12 protein-coding genes are annotated in these 16,130 nt (G+C 45.0%); 1 reads left to right on the forward strand and 11 read right to left on the reverse strand.

Features of this window, described 5'->3' with window-relative positions; genetic code table 11:
* The 5 genes from ACTHMC_RS03480 to glgX all read right to left on the reverse strand — a co-directional run.
* On the reverse strand, nt 1-754 hold a 754-nt coding region (locus ACTHMC_RS03480; RefSeq protein ID WP_440410848.1), incomplete at its 3' end, for an alpha-amylase family glycosyl hydrolase.
* Nucleotides 754-2,571, reverse strand: a complete 1,818-nt coding sequence (gene treZ / locus ACTHMC_RS03485; protein WP_440410850.1) for a malto-oligosyltrehalose trehalohydrolase — start codon at nt 2,569-2,571, stop codon at nt 754-756. The genes treZ and ACTHMC_RS03480, both read right to left, overlap by 1 nt.
* A 35-nt stretch (nt 2,572-2,606) precedes the next feature.
* A complete protein-coding gene (locus ACTHMC_RS03490) occupies nt 2,607-3,572 on the reverse strand; it encodes a TIGR03885 family FMN-dependent LLM class oxidoreductase (protein ID WP_440410851.1) in 966 nt (321 codons plus the stop codon).
* Nucleotides 3,573-3,582: 10 nt separating this feature from the next.
* Entirely contained in the window at nt 3,583-4,239 is a 657-nt protein-coding gene (locus ACTHMC_RS03495) for a DUF6766 family protein (protein ID WP_440410852.1), read from the reverse strand.
* Nucleotides 4,240-4,367: 128 nt separating this feature from the next.
* The gene (gene glgX / locus ACTHMC_RS03500; protein ID WP_440410854.1) at nt 4,368-6,530 is read right to left on the reverse strand and encodes a glycogen debranching protein GlgX; all 2,163 of its coding nucleotides are present in this window, start codon (nt 6,528-6,530) and stop codon (nt 4,368-4,370) included.
* Between the two features lie 461 nt (nt 6,531-6,991).
* Between glgX and ACTHMC_RS03505 the strand changes: the two genes are divergently transcribed.
* On the forward strand, nt 6,992-7,171 hold the full coding sequence (locus tag ACTHMC_RS03505) for a hypothetical protein (RefSeq protein WP_440410855.1): 180 nt from the start codon (nt 6,992-6,994) through the stop codon (nt 7,169-7,171).
* Between the two features lie 56 nt (nt 7,172-7,227).
* On the opposite strand, the gene ACTHMC_RS03510 is transcribed toward ACTHMC_RS03505, so the two are convergent.
* The 6 genes from ACTHMC_RS03510 to ACTHMC_RS03535 all read right to left on the reverse strand — a co-directional run bounded on the left by ACTHMC_RS03510 (nt 7,228) and on the right by ACTHMC_RS03535 (nt 16,094).
* Nucleotides 7,228-8,103: a metallophosphoesterase family protein gene (locus tag ACTHMC_RS03510; protein WP_440410857.1), complete on the reverse strand. Its 876-nt coding sequence runs from the start codon at nt 8,101-8,103 to the stop codon at nt 7,228-7,230.
* A gap of 13 nt (nt 8,104-8,116) precedes the next feature.
* Complete coding sequence (locus ACTHMC_RS03515) at nt 8,117-9,577, reverse strand: hypothetical protein (RefSeq protein WP_440410859.1); 1,461 nt, start codon at nt 9,575-9,577, stop codon at nt 8,117-8,119.
* An 18-nt stretch (nt 9,578-9,595) separates the two neighbouring features.
* Nucleotides 9,596-10,054: a hypothetical protein gene (locus ACTHMC_RS03520; protein ID WP_440410861.1), complete on the reverse strand. Its 459-nt coding sequence runs from the start codon at nt 10,052-10,054 to the stop codon at nt 9,596-9,598.
* Nucleotides 10,055-10,057: 3 nt separating this feature from the next.
* The gene (locus tag ACTHMC_RS03525; RefSeq protein WP_440410863.1) at nt 10,058-11,476 is read right to left on the reverse strand and encodes a RagB/SusD family nutrient uptake outer membrane protein; all 1,419 of its coding nucleotides are present in this window, start codon (nt 11,474-11,476) and stop codon (nt 10,058-10,060) included.
* Between the two features lie 4 nt (nt 11,477-11,480).
* Entirely contained in the window at nt 11,481-14,777 is a 3,297-nt protein-coding gene (locus ACTHMC_RS03530; RefSeq protein WP_440410865.1) for a SusC/RagA family TonB-linked outer membrane protein, read from the reverse strand.
* A 99-nt stretch (nt 14,778-14,876) separates the two neighbouring features.
* Nucleotides 14,877-16,094, reverse strand: a complete 1,218-nt coding sequence (locus tag ACTHMC_RS03535; protein WP_440410867.1) for a FecR family protein — start codon at nt 16,092-16,094, stop codon at nt 14,877-14,879.
* Nucleotides 16,095-16,130 lie beyond the last annotated feature (36 nt).

Here is a 16,130-nt window from a genome sequence, read left to right on the forward strand (position 1 = left end):
CCTTTATCTTGCTGTGATAATCGTTGAAGACCTCCTCTCTTTCCATCCGCAGGCAAATGAGCGAATTCACCGTAAAGAACCTACGGTAATTGATGCGGGTGGCGGTATCACGATGATAGCATGGGACATAATACAGCTTATTCAGCAGCTGTTTTATCAGTTTTTCATCAGTATTGATTGCATCCAGCCGCGTATCTTCATTTTTACCTGACGCATCGTTCAACTGCTCCTGAAGCAGCTGTAAAGCCGGCAAAGAAACCGGCAGCAAAAGTTCTTTATACTTCAGATAAAATGTATCTTCTTTTTTGACGATGCTGAAGGAACCAGGCGCAGGTCCGGCTTCTTCCAGTACAGGCAGCATTAGTTTTCCGGGAAAGTCAGGATGCTTCCAGTTGATATCGAAGTATTCATAAAATGCGGAGTCAGGGCCGCGTTCCAGAACATCCTTCAGTCTGCTGTTCTCCGTTGACATCGCCATATGATTGGGAACGATATCCTGCAGCCAACCCATTTTTTTATGTTGCAGCATCCGGCTGATCAGACTCAGTTCTTCTTCGGTTCCGATCTCAGGATTCAATACTGATGGATCAGTAACATCATATCCATGCATACTTCCTTTTGATGCCATTGTAACAGGAGAAGCATAAATGGTACTGATCCCAAGCTGATGGAGATAATCCAGTTGCTCCCGGAGAGCATTGAAATTGAATTGAGCATGCAATTGTATGCGGTAGGTAGAAGCTGGAAGATACATTATAATTGTTTTTCAAAAATGACAACGGAATACGGGTTGATCTGCCAGGTGTCCTTCATTACATCCTTAGCAGGCTTCTCTTCACCACCCCATTCAACAGATGACGAATCGAATATTCTACTTACCCCGCCAGAAAGCGGGAATTCAGTAGTAACAGCGGCTGGATTGAAATTCAGGAATATCAGCAACTGTTCTTTACCGGATGTTCTGCTGAAGCCAATAAGACCTTCTTCCTCAACAGGAAGGATCTGAAGATGCTTCCTGTCCAGGCAACGCAGCGCTGCTCTGGTTTTCCTGAGGTTGATCAGGTATTGATAATAGGAAAAGAGTGCAGCAGCCTGCTTTTCCCCGGTGTTCCAGGAAAGCCTGCTTTGCTGAAAAGTTTCCAGCAGGTTCGGATCAGGCGAAACACTATCATCTTTGAAATAGCTGAATTCTTCTTCTCTTCCTTTTTTGGTAGCCTCGCGTAACTGCTCATCGCTGTAGTTCACAAAAAACAGGAAGGGGTTCTTTTCTCCATATTCCTCTCCCATGAAGAGCAAGGGAATATGCGGTGATAATAAAACAGTACCTGCTACCAGTTTCAAACATTCGAATGGCAGCATGGTGCTCAGCCTGTTGCCCTGTTTCCGGTTGCCCACCTGATCATGGTTCTGGGCGAATACTACAAATTGTCCATACGGCAAGTCTCCGGCCGGTACACCGAAATGCTTTTTCCGGTGAACGGAGAACTGACCTGTGTACACATAAGAATCACGGATGGATTTCACCAGGTGCCAGGGTTCGCCAAAATCCTCATAGTATCCATTCTTCTCTTTGGTGACCAGGGAATGCAAAGCGTGGTGGAATTCATCAATCCACTGAGCAGCCAGCCCATAGCCACCTCTGGCGGTATCACTTATGTATTTCGGATCATTCAGGTCCATCTCGGCAATCAGGAATTTCTTTCGCCCGCATTCCTGTTCCAGCATATTCACCTTGCGCTGTAAAACCGCAATGAAATGATCGGCGCTGAAATCCCTGATGGCATGAACGGCATCCAGTCTTAATCCGTCTATATGAAATTCATTCAGCCACATCAGTGCATTCTGCCAGTAATAATGCCTCACGCCATCAGCCCATTCATCATCATAATTGATGGCCGGCCCCCACGGTGTTTTATATTTTTCTGTCAGGTAAGGTCCATAACTGGTGAGGTAATTCCCTTCGGGCCCGAGATGATTACAGATCACGTCCAGTATTACGGCAATTCCCGTTTCATGCGCTGCATTTACCAGTTCTTTCAGTCCCCTGGCAGCACCATAAGTTTCATGAACGGCAAACGGGCAGACCAGGTCGTACCCCCAGTTCCGGTTCCCGGCAAAACCAACAACAGGCATGAGCTCTATAGCATTTACACCCAGGGATTGCAGGTAGGGAAGTTTTTCAATGATCCCATAAAAACTGCCTGATGGTGTAAATGTTCCCGTATGGATCTCATAGATGATCAGCTCGCCAGTATTCATTCCTTTCCACTGATGGTCCGTCCACACAAAGCTATTACCAACAACGGCCGAAGCGCCATGCACACCATCAGGTTGGTGCCTGGAAGCCGGATCCGGCATGGGTTCCGAGTCATCAATCCTATACTGATACCTGGTACCTTCGGTAATATCCGGAAGCGTGATGGAATAATATCCATGCTCCAGTTTCTCCGGAGAATATTTATTTCCATTTACCAGCAGTTCCACTTTTTCCGCCTCCGGCGCCCAAAGTATGAATGTGCAACTGTTGCCCTCATGCAAAAATGCCCCAACATCAGGCCATTGAATATTCATAGATAAGTATTGAAATAGTTACAGAACCGGCCCGCTTACAGGATATGCGTGCGTTGCTTATAATTACCATAGTCTTCAATGAAATCCTCCTGGTAATGATTCACATTATGCAGAACAACACGGTCCGGCCGACAATTATCCTCCAGTAGCCGGATACGTTCAGCTATTTCATCCATGGAAGTGAAAACCGGTATTCTTTCAGCCACCTGTTCAGGCGTAATATCCTGCGAAGCTTCATCATAATGCGCAGGCAGTGAAAGATCTGCCAGTTTTTCAACACTTACCATATTGGATCGCCACTGATCCCATGCACTCATAACGGCTTGCTCCTTTTCTCTTGCATAGGAAAAAGACAACTGAAGGAATACCGGTTTTCCTTCGCCGCCTTTACTTCTGAATGCATCCACTTTCTGTCTGGTATCTTCGATATCATCACAGGTAGTAAGCAGGCCATCAGCCCATTCACCCAGCCAGCTGGCAGTTTCCAGGGTCAATGCACATCCGAACAAAAGCGGTACCGACAGGGGAAGCGTATACAATTTTGCTTCTTTCACATTGATCATACCCCTGTGAGTGACTTCTTCTCCATTCAGTAATTTTCTGATCACCTGCGCAGATTCCAGCAGTCTTGCATTCCGGTCTTTTTTATCCGGCCAGGGCTCTCCGGTGATACATTCATTCAATGCTTCACCGCTACCGAGCTCGATGTTGAACCGGTCAGGATACATTTCCGCTAAAGTGGTTATGGCCTGGGCTACAATGGCAGGATGATATCTTTGTCCGGGTGCACATACCATGCTGCAAGGGATGCGGGTGGCCTGTAATGCAGCTGCGATCCAGCTGAACGTAAACCCACTCTGCCCCTGCCTTTTACTCCAGGGATGAAAATGATCAGAGGAATGAATGGCATCGAATCCGGCTTTCTCAGCCTTGATGGCCAGTTCAAGCAGGTGCGAAGGAGAAAATTGTTCATGTGATGCGTGATACGCTACAGTTGCCATTTGTATTTTTTTATTCGCCTGTTTCATCATGAGGAGCATCAACCGGCTTGGACTGTGAGGAGCCTTTCTGCCGGAGAAAAATGGAAAGCACCACTATGGCAAAGACCGACAGGAATTCACTTTGCCAGTTCTGAAAAGACTCGAACCAGAACCGGCTGTCGGCAATGTATTTACCCAGAGTTTCAGGTGGAAGGCCTTTGGCAGCCAGTTGTTCATTCTCGTCTTTCAGACTGCCATGCAGATGCAGCAACATGGAAAGCAGGAAGAGCAGGAGTAACGCAATGCTCAGTGAATGCTTGTACAGGCTTAACACCCACCCTCCTTTCCTGACCGGCCAGGGAGCGCCCTTACGTTTTGGAGAAGGCTCTCTGTCCACTTCTTCCTCGCCCTCAAATTTCTTGGACTCCGATGAGCCTTTCTGATACAGAAAGATGGTCAGGATCACAAAGAGGGCCATTTGAAGAAATTCACTTTCCCAGTTCTCAAAAGTGGATTGAATGAAATGTCCCGACCGGATATAATTGCCTGCTGATACAGGTGCCTGGCCATTATCCTGTCTTTCTTTATTATATTCCTGCAGGCCGGTAAAGTACTGGCCGATCAAACTGAAAACGAATAACAACAGGAAAACAACCGATAAACTATTTGTCCGTATATACTTAATCATACAGATAGTTTGTTTTCTCTGAACCATACCATTTATATACCAACGTTTACTGCGCGTACCTGTCTTTTATCAGCGCACTCGCTTCCCTTTCTTTGTGTAATTGTTTATACATGTCTGCACGCACTACTTTAAACAGTATGCAGTTTTTCCGGGGACACATCTTCGTTCGATCCTTTCTTACTTTGAAGAACTACCAATGACTGTGCTGACACAGGCAGCGTATCACCTGCTTTGTAAATTTTCCGGTCGCCGCGGAATCCCTGTGCAGACGTATCCAGCACCTTCTTCCAGGATGCATCCTTCAATGTTGAGGGGATGGTGTATGGGACTTCACTACCATCCGCGTTGAAGAGCAGGTAAAAATTATACTGCATCGTTTGTTTTTCATCGTCATCGATGTCTTCTTCCAATCCCTGCAGCATTACACCCAGACATTTCGCGAAGCCATTATTCCAGTCATCATCATTCATAAAATTTCCATTTGGCATGAACCAGGCGATCTCTTCCATACCGCCACCAGCCATTTCTCTTCCTTTGAACCATCTTTTTCGTCTGAATACAGGGTGGGATTTCCGGAGCCTGATCACCAGTTTGGTGAAATGCAACAGCTCGCGGTCCGCATTTTCCCAATCGATCCAGCTGATCTCATTGTCCTGGCAATAACCGTTATTGTTACCTTGCTGTGTTTTACCGATCTCATCACCTGCGGCGATCATGGGAACCCCTTGAGACAGCAACAGGGTGGCCAGAAAATTACGCTGCTGCCTGCTTCTGACAGCATTAATAGTGGCATCATCTGTTGGACCTTCCACTCCGTAATTGCAAGAGTAGTTATCGTTATTGCCATCTTTGTTATCATCGAGATTGGCTTCATTGTGTTTCTCATTATAGCTTACCAGGTCCCGTAAAGTAAATCCATCATGCGCAGTGATAAAGTTGATACTGGCGGTGGGTTGCCTGTTGGTATTCTCATAGAGATCGGCGCTGCCGGTGAAGCGGGCAGCAAATTCAGACAGCTGGCTTTCTGCTCCACGCCAGTAATTACGCATACAATCCCTGTAGCGGTCGTTCCATTCCGCCCAGATCGGTGGGAATTTCCCGAGCAGGTAACCGGTTTCACTGATATCCCATGGCTCTGCAATCAGCTTTACTCTTGAGATCACCGGGTCCTGGTGAATGATATCGAAGAAGGCGTTCAGCCGGTCCACTTCCTTAAGCTCCCTCACCAGGGTGGAGGCCAGATCAAAACGGAAGCCATCCACATGCATTTCAGTGACCCAGTAACGGAGACTGTCCATGATCAGTTTCAGTATATTCGGATTGGCGGTATTGAACGTATTTCCAGTACCGGTAAAATCTTCATAATACCTTTTGTTATCACAAAGATTATAATAGCCCTCATTATCGATGCCTTTAAAACAGATGGTAGGTCCGAAGTGATTACCTTCTCCGGTATGATTGTACACCACATCCAGGATCACTTCTATACCAGCCGCATGCAATGTCTTCACCATCGATTTGAATTCTCTGACCTGGTCGCCTACCTGATCTGTACTGCAGTACAGCGGCTCTGGCGCAAAAAATCCGATGGTATTATACCCCCAGTAATTGCTGAGCCCTTTTTCTATAAGGTGTTTGTCCTGTACAAAATGATGAACGGGCAGGAGCTCAACGGCCGTTATGCCGAGTTCTTTCAGGTACCTGATCATTACGGGATGAGCAAGGCCTGAATAGGTGCCCCGGATATTTTCCGGGATATCGGGATGGTTGATGGTAAGACCTTTTACATGTGCTTCATAAATGATGGTTTTATCGAAAGGGATATTAAGCGATTTATCCTTCCCCCAGTTGAAACCCGGGTCCACCACCACGCACTTTGGCATAAATGGAGCGCTGTCCGTTTCAGAAAAGTGTAAATCTCCATCGGGATGCCCGATCTCATAACCGAAAACTGCATTATCCCATTTGAGATGGCCGGTAATAGCCCTGGCGTAAGGATCTATGAGTAATTTATGGTGATTATACCGGTATCCATTTTCCGGATCATAAGGACCATGTACCCGATAGCCGTAGAGTTGCCCTGGTTGTATACCTTCGAGGTATGCATGCCATACGCCATCAAATGTATTGGAGACTTCTACCCGGGTAGCTTCAGTACAGGCATCGGGATCATCAAAAAGGCAAAGTTCAACTTTTTCCGCATGTGAGGCATAGATCGCGAAGTTCACTCCTTTACCATCCCAGGTTGCTCCGAGTGGGGATGGCTGGCCTGTCTTAGTTCGTATTTTCATATTGTGGGTAGTTTGACATAGAGATAGATGCAAAGGTTGGAATCACAGCTACTTGCATAAATCAAGTGCCAAAACCCGGGGAAGCGGTAAACAGAATGTGTACTGAAAACAAAGAATAAGCTTTATCCTATTGTCTCTACAGAAGCGGCTTTTTTGAATTGAAACTGGATTATTCTATGGTGCAACATGGGACAGGTTTGGCCAATATACTCCACGATTGGAAATGGGTCAGGGTAAGCCAGAAATGCGTTTCCCCTTTGATGCAAGGTTTCTCTGGCATGTTACGGGTAATCAGTTGATGGCATGAGCTTTGAATTAATCCAGTGCACCTTTCCTCCAGCCATGATCAAACATGGCATTGAGACTGAAAATTCACGAAACAGATTTTTGTTTATTGAGTCAAGCCTGAAGTCACTGGATGTATCCGGCGCTTGAATCTTACTATTGAAAAACTTTTGATTATGAATACCACAATCCCTGTAAAAAAAATGGAGCTGGCCGTGATCACTCCTGTAATCCGGAAAGAAGCTACCGTAATACCATTACAGCCTCCGGTGAGTGAACCAACCAACAAGATGAACTATATTATGCCGCCTCAACCTCAGGGTTATTTTAAAGGCCGGGATAATGACTGTTTATAAAAAGGAAGAGGATGCCACTGTTACCAGTAGCATCCTCCATTGCCTGAACCGTTGGGTTATTTAGCTTCCCATCCGAAATCGATATACTCATAATCGAATTTATCTCCGTCTACATTGATCTTGATAAATCCTTCTTCGATGTCATGCTGTTTGCTGCGCCACCATTTTCCGGAAACAGAGGGGGCAGTAATGAACGTGGTTTTATTGAGCACATTCAATGCTTCAAAATAATGCAGATGTCCCTGCAGAACCAGCTTCAGGTTCTTTGACTCAAACAACCTGAGCAGTCTGTGACTGTCAACAGCCGCTACCTTATCATCGTTTGCATTGGTGCCACCACCATATAGTTGAGAGAGCGTAGTGATCAGCGGCACGTGCATCATCATTACAATGGGTGTTTTGCTGTCCAGGTTCTTCAGATCTTCTTTGATCCAGTTCAGTTGCACGCTGTCGATCTTTCCTATATACTTCCTGTCGGGGGTGATAAAAATATTATCGAGCACCATAAAGTGCCAGCCTTTATGGTCGAATGAATAATAGGTTTTACCGAAGAACTTTTCGTAGAAGCGTTTGCCATAGAGGGCGCCGCTGGTATCGGCTGTTTTCTGGTAAAGCTCAAAGATCTCATGGTTACCCACTGCGTAATGCAGGGGTGCTTTGATATTTGACGCAGCCTTTAAATAGGCATTGGTATTACCCACTACTTCTTTTTCCGTAACGCGAAGCGCATCATAGATGATATCCCCTCCTACCATTACCAGGTCAGGGTTCAGCTTGTTCAATGTATCTATCAGCATTTGAAAGCCTTTGGGCGCATTGAACTTCTGGGTATAGTGGATGTCTGACATGAACACAAAGCTGAACTTGCTTTGCGCAAGTCCAGCTATTGTGAGAGATAAAGTTGCTAACACCAGGGCACAGATCTTTTTCACTGGGGGCGGGTATTTAGGGTGCGGAATATTTTTGAACGAAGAATTTCCTGTTCTTGAGATAAGCGAGATATGCTTCACCATTTGGAGCGAAATCAAGCATCAGCTGATCTGCAGCCTCAGACTCGAAACTTGCAGGAATTGTCCAATCCTGCGAATCCTCATCAAATGAAACAATAGTGGGGTAGTTACCGCTTGCTCTGTAAAACAGGTATGGTACACCATTGGGGGAGAGCGCCAGATCAAAGTTTACGGAACTTCCTGTAGCACCTGTAAGATATCTTCCAACAGATGTAACAGTCTGACTAGCCTCATTGTATTTAATAACCCGATGTTTTGATACAGCGGCATCGCTGTTATCAACAAAAGCTGCGTATACATTTCCATTATCATCCACGTCTATATCAAAATCATAGATATTTCCGGTTGTAGCAGCAGGATCACGCCATTGATCCAGCAGTGTTGTCCAGGTATTATTCGCAAACTTATATATTGAGAATGAATTAGGAGTGATAGCATTATAAATACCAACATATAGAGCTCCATTCTTCAGTTTGGCTACATTTAAATAAGTGGACAATGTTGACAAGCGCCCTGGAACTTTTGCAGTTGTCCAGACATTATTCTCGAATGTAGAAACCCCGAGTTCTCTTCTCGCAAATCCGCCACCAACGGCATCCATAGCACTGAACACCTGCAATCTGGATTCATTATCAAAAGCAATAGCATTATAAGTAACCCTTACTGGAGTAAATCCCTTATTACCTACCAGGGTCCATGATAAAGCGTCCAGTTTTTTGACTGTATTGAATTGTGCAGTTGGTGTAGTGTAATCAGCATAGGATGCGTAGGGAACTCCTGTGCTGCTGAAAGTAAAATCAAAGTTACCCGCTCTTCCATCGGAGATGGCTCCAAGATCAACCCATTGGTTATTTTCATACACTGCCATAGCAGCTTTTGAATCAGCGGTTGAAGTTCTGGATTGAGCATACATGATATAAGGACTGCCGTTAACCGGATTTACTTTCATACTGATTGTTGTAGAAGAATCTACAATTGTGAAAGGAACAGGTTTCCAGATATAATCACCGCCCCTGGCAATAGTTACAGTGTACTTGGCATTATTATTTCCATCAGTCAGAATATAATCAACCGGAACTCTGAAATCATTTACTGTTTCGCCACTCTTTTGCACGGTATTACCTACGCGGATAATATCGTTATCACCGGCTGTAAATCTTGCAACCAGGCCATTTCTGTCAATATTCGGAGGCATCAGCACCAAAATATTACTGGAATTCACCTGCGTAATTACATAATCTTTTACCAGTACATCAGGATTGTCAGCTTTGTAAAATCCGAAGGAAAGCATTTTCGCCTCGTTTACATCAGCCCTTTTCCAAACATCTGCTTTTTTGGTACAGGATGCAAAAGCGACTAACATGCAGACTGCAAAAGCAATATATCTTAGGTTCATATTAATCTTTTAGTTGGGTTAAGGGATTTTGGTTATTGTCAGGCTTTTCTGCAGCTGGTCTTTACCTGGTAAACCGATAGTAAAATCACCATTGCTCGCTCTGAGCAGTTCAATCTTAATTGTATTGTCTGCGGCCGGATCCACAGGATTTGCTTTCCACCTGATCCTTACAGGCATATCATAAATGCCAGGCAGGAAAGTAACAGATTCAGCAGGATTTAATAATTCATAATCCACTCCCTCGGTGAGTCCTGCACCTACTGTGATTTTGTACGTAACAGTTACAGGTTCCAGAAATTGAGGAGCGCTCAGGTAGATATTGTAAGTTCCTATGGAATTTCCTTTTTCGCTTATGTTGACAGTAGAAGCTCCATTGTCCATGATATGAACAAAACGCAGATCATATCTTTCATGTTCGTTCTTAGAGCATGAACTGAACAGGAGAGCAAAAAAAGCAGTATATAATATCAGTTTCATATGCTATTTATTTACGGTTGGGTTGCCGCGCATGGCGGGGTTGGCATCGATCTCTTGCTGAGGAATAGGCAGCACAAAAAGATCACTGGGATAATTCAGGCGCTTTACCAGCGAAGTGGTAGTGCTTCCACGGATCAGGTCCTGTTTCATTCTCGTAATGTCAAAGAAATTCTGTCCTTCAAAACAAAACTCTTTTGCGCGCTCTCTTATAATAGTACTTTTCAGTCCCGCTTCTGTCTCATCCAGTACAATGTCATTCACAGGCTTGTTCAGAGCTCGTCCGATGATCACCTTCATATCATTAGCAGCTTCTGTGAAACGGTCCTTTGCCAGGTTGGCCTCAGCCCTGATGAAATACATTTCAGAAGCACGGAGAATGATAGGATCATAGTGGTCCTGGCTGGCTGCAGGAGCAGGAATAAGATTCCACTTTTTTGTAAGATATCTAGACCCATCCAGCTGGAATAACTGAAACCTGATATCCGTTGGATCATCAAACAATTTAATCAACGTGTCGGCTGGTATATAGGTAGGGTCCTTCAATGAATATGCTTCACCCAACTTTTTAGATTTCAATTTTCCGTTCAAAAGAAAAATGGTTTCAACACCAGGTACCGGCTTATTGAACATGTCAGCATAATTAGATGCATTTGCAAGTGTACTTGCGTTGATCACCTGAGTGGAATAATTGATAGCCTCATCCCAGTTTTCAGAATAGAGGTATACTCTAGCCAGTAATGCCTGCACAGCTTTTTTTGATGCATAATACTGAGTTGGAGCAGCAGAATTCCCAAACAATTGCTCAGCCTCTTTCAGATCTTTTATGATCTGATCATACACCTGCTTTACAGTTGATCTTGCAAATCCATCTTCGGGAGCCGGGTTCCTTGTAACCACCGGAACACCGGGATGACTGGCATCTGCCGTATAATTATAAGGCTGGGCATAGGTTCTGCACAGATCAAAATGTCCAAGCGCCCTTACAAAAAGCGCCTGCGCCTTGATCAGGTCCAGTTCTGGTTTGGTCCCGGGATTCGTTTCCAAAAAGCCGGGATAATATTCAATGATATTGTTGGCATTCGCAATGGCAGTCCATGCAAAGCGCCAGTAATACCCCACAGCCAGCAACTCGTCATCAGGTGACGATATGAAATCATGCTGTTCCCTCAGATAACCGAAACCAGGCTTGGTGATATTGGTCATATTCCCGGCAACATCAGCATACATGTAGAAGGAGTTCTCAGAATAATAATCGATCACTGTATTATAAGTTCCAATGATGCTTGCTCTGAAACCTTCGATGGTAGAAAAGTTCTTGGGGATAGTTTGCCTCGTAGAATTGTCCACTTCAAAGTATTTCTCACAGGAACTGGTGCCCAGTCCAAACAGGAGAATCGCTATATAAATAAATTTATTTCTCATGATCTTAAAAATTGACGTTTATGGCTAACAAATAGCTTGCCTCAAGTGGGTATCCGCCTCTTGATTGCTTAAACCCATTCCTGTCCTTTTTGTCGTATGGAGTTACAAAAAGCAGTTCATTTCCAATCAACTGAACCGTAGCTCCCTTCAACTTAAATCTTTCAATGGTTTTCTGTGGAAGCTCATAACCGAGCACGAGATTGCTCAAGCGCATATTTGTTGTATTGAATACAAAGCGGGTGGAGTTCATGGTTGACTGAGTGGTTACACCCCAGATAGGCTTGGGGTTGATTGCCACATCACCCGGTTGCTGCCACCTGTCGAGCTGGTTCACAGACTGATTCTGCGCACCGATATTCAAACCATCAGAATTGATGCTTCTGCTGAATGTGCTGAACTGGTAACCGCCGATAGAATAGGTAAACAGTGCAGAAAGTGAATATTGCCTGTACTTGAAACTGGTCCTGAACCCACCGGCTACATCGGGGTTGGCTGATTTCCATGCTACCCTGTTATTGATGCTGTAGGAACGTGTAATGTTTCCTTCTGCATCATACCACAAAGGTACACCGTCCCTTGGGTCAACTCCTGCCCACCTGATAAGATAGAAGGTATTGATATCATACCCTTCTCTCCAGATGAAATTACCATGCGTCCTATCGTTCTCATTATAGAGTTTAAGGGCTTTGTTCCTGTTATGAGCAGCATTGAGCTCGATTGTCCAGTAGATACTTTTCTTCTCATTTCTGATAACATCAATGCTTACTGTAGCTTCAATACCTTCATTCTGCAGCACACCGGCATTGGTTGCAGCCAGCTTCTCCCCGGTAGTACGCGATATGGGTACTTCAACAATCGCCTCTCTTGTTTTTTTCCTGTACCCTTCAATCAGGAAGTGTACACGATCAAACAGCCCCACTTCAAGTTTAAGGTTGGTTTGCAATGCCGATTCCCACCGAAGCTTTCTGTTAGGAATATTCGCAATTACAGCTCCGGTAAGGTCGTCATAGACATAAGAGTTACTGTAAGAATAATTACCATAAGTATCATTGGCTCCGATCCTGGAGTTACCGGTCTTGCCATAAGTAACACCGGCACGCAAAGTGGTAATTGTTTTATTTTCCGGAAGGAGATCTCTCTTCGCATTCCAGTTCACTCCAATGGAAGTGAAATCACCCCACCTGGAGTCAGAACCAAAGGTGGAACTACCATCCCTGCGCCCAGTCATAACCAGGTAATAACGGCTGTCGTAATTATAGCTGAGCTGGGCAAAATAAGAAGCCTTTTTTTCCTCTGATATATTAGTATCACTTGGATTGATGGTAGCAGCATAATCAACAGACCTGTGATTATCGTCATTGAACCCGGTACCCCAGGCGCCGGTTGTTTTGTATCTCCTTGAATTAAGTTCAAGACCAGCAAGAGCGCCAAACGTGTGAAGCCCGATATATTTTCTATAATCCAGGCGTTGAACGAGTGTTTTTGTGGTAGTTCTGTTATCATACCTGTAAGCATTTCCAACAGGAGTACCATCTGTTTGCATACCGGTCCAGTTGGTTCTGGCCCTGTACATGCGCTCATTTGTTTGAGAGTAATCCACTCCTACCTGTGTGGTGGATTGCAGATTCTTCAGAATCTTCCAATCTACCATGATATTATTATTGAAAAGGTTGGTGTACTGATTATCATCATTCTCTTCTCTGGCAGCAACTGAGTTCAGGAACCTTTGATTGATATAAATGGGGTTACCATCAACATCTGCTCCATCGATCCTTCTGTTATACAAACGGTAAGATCCATCATTATTGTAAGGAGAGTAAATCGGAAGGAACTGAATATAATCCTGAGAAGGATTGAAGTTTGTGTTCTTGTTGTAAGAGTATCTGGAAATCAATCCTACAGACAGTTTATCACTGATATTGTATTTCAGACTGGCCATCACGGATGCCCTGTTCTGCGAGTTTCCTTTGATAGTGGACTTATTGTTATAATAACCACCTGATGCCCTGTACTCCAGTTTTTTTGTTCCCCCGCTCAGGTTCAGATTGAGATTATTCACCACACCCACACCATAGTATTGATCCAGCCAGTCGGTACTGGTTGTACTATAATTGTTAAGCTCATTGTCATTGTACGGGAAGGTGGTCATATCCTTTCCTGAATTAATCCAGGACTCTTTCGCAAGCTCCATGTATTGAGAAGCATTCAATGTTTTGAATCTTGTACTTTCATTGATATGCGAAAAACCATTCTGAAGCGAAACACCCCATTGTGGTTTGCCTTTTTTACCGGACTTGGTAGTAACCAGGATAACACCATTGGATGCATTCGCTCCATAAATAGCTGCAGCCGATGCATCCTTGAGAACGGTGATCGATTCTATATCTTCCGGATTGATATAAGACAAGGGAGTAACACCTGTTTGAATGCCAGGGATCAGGTTGGTATTATCACCTGTATAAACAGGAGTACCGTCGATAACCCAGAGCGGTTCATTGGAGGCATTGAATGAACCGGTACCACGAACCCTGATATTCATTCTTTGCTTGGTGCTGTTGGCGCCATCATTATTGAGTGTAACGCTAACGCCTGGCATCTGACCTTCAAGAATCGCATCCAGTCTTACTGCAGGCATGGTGGCTATTTTATCTGCATTGATCTGGAAAGCAGAACCAACAACTTCTGATCTCTTCTTTTTCTGACCATATGCCATCACAACCACTTCCTCATTGGAATCCGTTTTTGTCTGGAGCGTTACCATCAGCGAATTCTGCCCCTCTCCGATCTTTATATCCTGTGTAGCGTATCCTACATATGACACGGTAACAATATCTCCGGCATCCGCATTCACAGTAATATTACCCTGCGCATCAGTAACCGCCGACTTCTTCGACTTCTTAATCACCACCGTAGCGCCAGAAAGCGGCTGACCATCAGCACCCGTTACCCGGATCCTGATCGGATCAGCCACCGACACATAAAACGGAATACCTTCATCAGTCATTGCCTTCACCTTTGTGGTCCGGCTGATGAAAACCGTTTTGTTTTCGATCACATAATTTAATGACTGTCCGTTGAACACCGCCTTCAACACTTCATCCAATGAAGCTTTCTGCACGTCCAGTGTCACTGGCTTTGAATCAGCCAGCAATTCCGCATTGTAAAAAAATGAATAGCCTGTTTGCTTTTTCACCGCAGCAAGTACTTCCTTTAACGGAGCGTTCTTAACCTTGAGGGTTACTGCCTGTGAAAAACTTGCCGACACCTGGATCACACAGCCGACAATTAATACTGCCAACATCCTCAGGACGCGCAGTGTTTTGGTTGAAAACCAGGCTGAACCTGGTGGAGAGAAGAATACCATAACTGTATTTTGGGTTGGGAGTTACTAATTTAATTTCTAAGGCATCACTATCAGATTCCTGCCTTCTAACCTGAAATTCACCTTTGTCACTTCCAGGCCTTTCAACACCTGTGATAACGTAAGGCTCCTGTTCATCTCTCCTACGAAGCGCTGCTGAGGCACTCCGTTCTCGTACACTATATTGATATCATACCACCTGCTCAGCTGCCGCATCACAGTTTTGATATCTGCATTGTTGAAACTGAAAAATCCGTTTTTCCAGGCGATGGTCTGCTCGGTGTCAACGGCCTGCACTTTTACATCATCTACATTTTCCGCAACCTCAGCCTGCTGACCGGGGATCAGCAGCTTCGCCTGAGCTGAAGATGATTTGATCACTCTGGCGCTGCCCTCTATCAATGTGGTCTTTTCTGCATGCTCATCTTCATAAGCATTCACATTGAAACTGGTGCCCAGCACCTGGATCTCCGTTTCATCGGTCTTCACCACAAAAGGCTGACGCGTGTTCTTCGCAATCTCCAGGTATGCCTCACCGCTGATCTCCACCAGTCTTTGCGCACCCGCAAAAACAGACGGATATTTTATGGATGAGGATGCATTGAGCCAGACTTTCGTTCCGTCGGACAATGTAAGTGCGTACTGGCCGCCACGGGGAACGCTGAGCGTATTGGAAGCAACTTTTGCTTTGCTGTTTTCTGCTGCATCGTAGATCAGCTGACCATCTCGGAGTTTTTTGATCCTGGCATCTCCTTGCTGTGCTAGCTCTCCGTTCTGCACATCATCCAGCACAATCCTGCTGCCGTCGCCCAAAGTGAGCGTGGCTTTATCTGTACCTGCAGGAATATCGGTCTGGATATTTTTTGCAACGGTGGCCACCACCTTCTCTTCCGGCCTGTTCAGCAGGTAAACCGTAGCAACGGCGCCAGTGATCAGCACAGCTGCCGCCGCATAACGGAACCAGCCTGTTTTCAGGAAATGAACACGGTGAACGGTAGCAATACCAGGTTGCTCAGGGGTTGCAGAGATTGTTCCGACCAACCTGTCAAACATACGGCGGCTGGTAGCCGCTTCTATGTTTTCAAGATGCCTGAAACGCTCGCCGAGGTCTGCATCCCGGTAAGCATCCAAAAGCTCACGGGCCTGCTCAGGTTGTTGTTTAATAAAATCAAACAGCTTATCGGCTTCCTCTGTGGTAATGGCGCTATCAAGGTAATGATCAAGTAGCTGCCTGTAATATGACAATGAATTTTGCATAGTTCCTATCAGGCAGACAGGAAACCATAAAAAGAG

The organism is Pseudobacter sp., from assembly GCF_051955275.1.
Classification (GTDB): domain Bacteria; phylum Bacteroidota; class Bacteroidia; order Chitinophagales; family Chitinophagaceae; genus Pseudobacter.